The sequence below is a fragment of the Streptococcus thoraltensis DSM 12221 genome, assembly GCF_000380145.1.
GTDB classification, from domain to species: domain Bacteria; phylum Bacillota; class Bacilli; order Lactobacillales; family Streptococcaceae; genus Streptococcus; species Streptococcus thoraltensis.
This window is the reverse complement of sequence record NZ_KB904615.1, coordinates 1-4,784: the sequence shown is the minus strand read 5'-3', so window position 1 is coordinate 4,784 and position 4,784 is coordinate 1. Positions and strand designations below refer to the sequence as shown.

At 38.8% G+C, this 4,784-nt stretch carries 6 protein-coding genes and 2 pseudogenes; 3 read left to right on the top strand and 5 right to left on the bottom strand.

Going from position 1 to position 4,784, the window contains the following annotated elements; translation table 11 throughout:
• A pseudogene (locus A3IA_RS12710) lies at positions 1 to 341 on the top strand (transposase); the annotation flags it as partial.
• A gap of 436 nt (positions 342 to 777) precedes the next feature.
• On the opposite strand, the gene A3IA_RS0108030 reads toward A3IA_RS12710, so the two are convergent.
• The 4 genes from A3IA_RS0108030 to A3IA_RS0108015 form a co-directional block, all read right to left on the bottom strand.
• Positions 778 to 1,524: a protein-ADP-ribose hydrolase gene (locus A3IA_RS0108030; RefSeq protein ID WP_018380813.1), complete on the bottom strand. Its 747-nt coding sequence runs from the start codon at positions 1,522 to 1,524 to the stop codon at positions 778 to 780.
• Positions 1,515 to 2,348 (bottom strand): SIR2 family NAD-dependent protein deacylase, encoded by an 834-nt coding sequence (locus A3IA_RS0108025; protein ID WP_018380812.1) that lies wholly within the window; start codon positions 2,346 to 2,348, stop codon positions 1,515 to 1,517. Before A3IA_RS0108025 ends, A3IA_RS0108030 begins: the two co-directional genes overlap by 10 nt.
• Positions 2,349 to 2,357: 9 nt before the next feature.
• Positions 2,358 to 2,798, bottom strand: coding sequence for a pyridoxamine 5'-phosphate oxidase family protein (locus A3IA_RS0108020; RefSeq protein ID WP_018380811.1), 441 nt, complete (start codon positions 2,796 to 2,798; stop codon positions 2,358 to 2,360).
• Between the two features lie 65 nt (positions 2,799 to 2,863).
• Positions 2,864 to 3,631, bottom strand: a complete 768-nt coding sequence (locus tag A3IA_RS0108015) for a nuclear transport factor 2 family protein (RefSeq protein ID WP_018380810.1) — start codon at positions 3,629 to 3,631, stop codon at positions 2,864 to 2,866.
• Positions 3,632 to 3,870: 239 nt separating this feature from the next.
• Here A3IA_RS0108015 and A3IA_RS0108010 point away from each other — a divergent pair, with 239 nt between their 5' ends.
• Both A3IA_RS0108010 and A3IA_RS0108005 read left to right on the top strand, forming a co-directional pair.
• A complete protein-coding gene (locus A3IA_RS0108010) occupies positions 3,871 to 4,200 on the top strand; it encodes a winged helix-turn-helix transcriptional regulator (RefSeq protein ID WP_018380809.1) in 330 nt (109 codons plus the stop codon).
• Between the two features lie 157 nt (positions 4,201 to 4,357).
• On the top strand, positions 4,358 to 4,537 hold the full coding sequence (locus tag A3IA_RS0108005) for a hypothetical protein (RefSeq protein WP_018380808.1): 180 nt from the start codon (positions 4,358 to 4,360) through the stop codon (positions 4,535 to 4,537).
• On the opposite strand, the pseudogene A3IA_RS0108000 reads toward A3IA_RS0108005, so the two are convergent.
• Positions 4,512 to 4,784: pseudogene (locus A3IA_RS0108000) on the bottom strand (IS630 transposase-related protein); the annotation flags it as partial. The gene A3IA_RS0108005 and the pseudogene A3IA_RS0108000 overlap by 26 nt on opposite strands.

Genomic DNA, 4,784 nt, shown 5'->3' with positions numbered 1-4,784 from the left:
TAAGGTCTCTGGAAGAAGATACCAGCGGATATCTTTAGTTGCAGGTCTCATAAATGGTGAGCTTATAGCTCCGATGACTTATTTGGTTCCAAAAATTCTTACTACCCACTTTGGAGACGCCATCAGTTATCATTATGGATAATGCAAAGTTTCATAGAATGAGCAGGCTAAAGGTCTTGTCTAAGGAGCAGGGGCATAGAATTTTACCACTTCCTCCGTACTCACCTGAGTACAATCCCATTGAGAAAACATGAGCTCACATTAAAAAACACCTCAGAAAAGTATTGCCAAATGGCCATACTTTCATTGAGGTACTTTTGTCCTGCTCTTGTTTCAGTTGACTATATCAGTCTCATTTTGCACAAAAAACCAAAAAGACACTGCAAGGATTGAAGCCATTGAATAGGTTTCAATCCTTTTAGTTTATAGCTTGGAGCCCTGGCAAAAAGCCTTGCATTCAAGGCTTTTTACTATCCCTTTCGTTCCAAGTTTTTAGAGTTTTACGGGCAGAGTAACGCACTTAGCGGTTCGCTGTTACCGCATCACTACGTTCTGCGGAGGCTGAGACAAAAGTACCCAACCTCCTTATTTTTATAATTTGAGCAGCTTGACGCAGTAGTTGTCGGGCTTGTAAAACATTGATAAATCAATATTCTACAAGCTACGTCAACCTTGCGGGGGTTGGACAACGAAATCGAACTCTTATGAGCTATCGATTTCTGTCCCACTCCCAATCAATATCAATGACCTATTTCACTAGTGATTGTCAAATGCAATTCAAGGTTTGGATAATAATCTTGAATAAATCTCCCAATCCTCATCTTTAAATACATTGAAAACTATCTTCAAATCAGAATCTTTATTACAAAAATCTTTAATCGTTTTTACAGCTATTTTGGCAGCAAGTTCATTTGGAAAATGAAATTCTCCTGTCGAGATGCAACAGAAAGCAAGACTAGTTAGACCCTTCTCAATGGCTAATTCTAAACAAGATTGATAACAGGAAGCCAACTCTTTCATCTGCTCCAGGGTTGGCTGATTTTGGATAATGGGTCCAACAGTGTGAAGAACATATCGACTAGGAAGATTATAGGCTGGTGTTATTTTAGCTTGCCCTGTTGGTTCTAATTTGCCCTGTTCTGTCATCAAATCTGCACAAGCCATGCGCAGTTGCAGACCTGCTTGGGAATGAATCGCATTATCAATACAGCTATGATTGGGGATAAAACAACCTAGCAGTTGGCTATTGGCAGCATTGACAATCCCATCTACTTTTAAGGTAGTGATGTCCCCCTGCCATAGATAGAGATGTTCTGAAATAGGAGATAACTCCTCCAGCCCAACCACTCCTTTATTCCGCAGTCTATCTTGCAGATAACAATCTTGTTTGTTGTAAAATTCTGGACTAAAATTCTGTGGCTCTTGAATAGCCATCAGCCCACGAAAAACACTGTCTTTATCAACATCCGCAGGTATGGTCAAACTTGGGGCTAGTGTTGCAATCAATTCATCCACTAAAGCCATGATGTGAGTACCTCCTCTAGGTCGTTTGTGAGGGTCAATGTTTTATGAGCATTTTCCTTCACTCCCTTTGTATCAGTCTGATTAAAGCGAATCAGATGTGCCTGTGACAACTGATAGGTTAATTGTTCAAAGGGATAACGAATGATAGTTGGTGTATTATAACCGACTCCCAACTCTAGGAGTACTATTTTTTTACCTTCTAATCCTTCCAAAAAAGTTGCGTAACGTTTCTGTTGTTGGTTCCATGTCTCATCTTGAACAAAGCGATTGTCAATTCTAAGATGACGGGTCAAGGGAGCACCACAATTAGGGCAAAAAGGTAATTGTTGACTAGGGATTTCAAGTTGATCATTCGTTGTTATCAACATCTTCAACACTTGATCTTTATTATCATAAACAAGCGGTTTACAGGGAACTGAACATTGAAATTCACCATAATTTCCCTGAACCTCAAAGAATCGATGACCATCAAATCCTGCTTTCATAAATTGCCCATCAACATTGGTTGTGATAACAAAATACTCCTTATCCTTAACTAATCGCAACAATTTCTCATACAATGGTAGTGCACCATTTTCATAGCGATTATGATAGATATGCTTGGCCCAATAGGCCCATTCTGCCTCTGGAGTTGGAAAGGAATAAAAACCAGCACTATACATATCGGTTAGACCATATTTTGCTATAAACTTGTCAAAAATTTTTTCAAACCTTTGTCCAGAATAGGTTAGACCAGCAGCTGCTGAAAGACCTGCTCCTGCTCCAATTAAGATGGTATCTGCTTCTTGAATAGAACGAATAGCTTGTTGATTGATATCATCCATATGAACCTCCTAAATAGCTATCTGGAAACTATCTGTCCGAGGTGGTAAAACTGATAAATCATAGAATTCCCCACGAGCTTTGGTGAAAATAAATACTTCCAACACTTGACGACTTTCCTCAGTTGGATAAATATCATACATGTAGGGATTTGTCTCAAGTAGAAGGTCTAACTTTTCTTTACCAATATGTCGAACCTCACCTGTCAATGACACCATCTTTCGATGCATGGTGTCAATCCCTTTTGTCAATCCAGTGACGGAAACATAAGGAGTATCACGTAATTGTTTATAAAATGGCTTCGTATTTGCTGTAAGAAAATAGGCCGTCTTTCCATCTTGATACATCATATCAATGACACGTGTAGCTGGAAGGCCTTCAGCATCAACCGTTGCCATAACAACTGAGTGAATGTCATCGACTAATAATGTAAGATAATCTGCTGTTTGCATCTTTTCTTTCTCCTCATCCATTCGTCAAAGGCAAGGTTGCTTCAACCTTACCTCAGACTAGTACCTTAGAATTTGCCGTTGTCATTTGCTGCTTCTGTCGCAATATCTTGAATGATATCCCAATGTTCTGCAATAAAGCCATTTTCTACACGGAAAAGATCATAGTAGGCAACATGTCGACCTGCAAATTCTCCCTCAGAAACGACAAGTGCAAAATCGTCTTGAGCAAGAACTTGATAAGTCTCTTTGTAAGTCATTTCTAGTCCTGCTTCTGCTAAAGCAGCAAGTGCTGCACCAAGACCTGATAGACCATCTGCAATACCCGTATTATGTTGGATGTAACGATCTCCGTCAAAATAACTTGTTAGTTTATCTAGATTTTTACCATGTAAGATATCTTGGACAAAATTCGTTACAAGCGTGCGAGTTACTTCCTTATCTGCCTCTGTCGTCTCTGTAACACCATCGGTTTGTGTCCGGCCGCTTGGATTTGGCTCAGCTAGGGCATCTAAGTTGTCCCAATGTTCAACAATTTTTCCCTCAGCATTAAATCGCAAAATATCAAAGGCAACTTGTTCACCACCACCAGCAAAATTATAAATGGTATGAAGAAAGACCTTGTCGCCATCTTCGAATGCACGGATTGTTTCAGCTGTAGTTTTAACAGGTGCTTGCGCCAATCCTTCTACTGCCGCGATAAAAGCATCTGCTCCTGTAGCGTACGCTTGATTATGCTGAATGTAATCAGGTGCTAGTAACTGACGAGCCAGATCAACATCACCACTAACAAATGTGTTGATAAGAGCTTTGGCATTTTGAATATTTTGTGACATGAGATTGTCTCCTTTTAATCTTATTTTGAGGCTATTTGCCTTACACCCATCATTCTAACAGCAATAGTTTCATTTGGAAAGTAGGCACTTTTTTAGCATATAGTTACCTAAAGGTGCCTTTTGCTGGATTATCAAGGATTTCAAACTATAAAAAATTTTTAATATTGTTAGAAATTGCCTGATATGATCAAATAAGATATAATATATTCAAAGTTTCAAAAAGATACTAAGGAGAAATTATGGTTGTTAAGAAAGAATTGCCAGCATGTCCAGTGGAAACGACATTATCTTTAATAGGAGATAAGTGGAAAATCTTGATTTTACGAGATTTATTGACGAAAACCATGCGATTTGGAGAACTGAAAAAATCCATTGGCTCTGTCAGCCAAAAAGTCTTAACGAATCAACTGCGAGATATGGAAAAACAAGGCTTAGTCAATCGCAAGGTGTATGCTGAAGTCCCACCTCGAGTTGAGTATTCCTTGACTGAGACTGGCTTGAGCCTCAAACCTATCATTGATTCCATGTGGGATTGGGGAATGGATTATAAAGAAAAGTATGGAAAATAAATGTAAGATACCCCCTTTTTCCATTAACCCTTTAATCTATAGAAACAACCCTAGGGTTTATGGAAATAAATCGTAAGCGCTCCATAACGAGGTATCTAGTAATCCTCTCAATCCTCCAGTATACTGTTAGTAGAAAATAGAACTGGAGGCTCTTCTGATGACACAACCGATCGTTCCTTTGAAAGTTCCCCCATCTCGTCGTTTTGATCAGAAAAACAAAAACGAGATGGTGCTGAAAAAGCGTATTGGAAAAGTTGAACTAAGCTTGTTCCAATCTCTTCATCAAGAAACACTGGAAACTATTTTAGATCAGGAGTCAGGTTCCCTAAATGATTAAATTCTTTAAGAAACAGGGCTACTTTTTCAGGGTCTTGTTCGTGGTAGGTAGAGCTCTTTTTTTTCGAGTATATCCCATGGATTTGAGAGCGTAATGAATAGCGGTTGGATGACAGCCGAATGCAGAAGCTATTTCAGTCAAATAAGCATCTGGATGAGTTTTAAGATAGTTCTTTAATTTATCTCTATCAACTTTTCTTGGCTTAGTTCCTTTAACTTGGTGATTAAGATCGCCTGTTTTTTCTTTT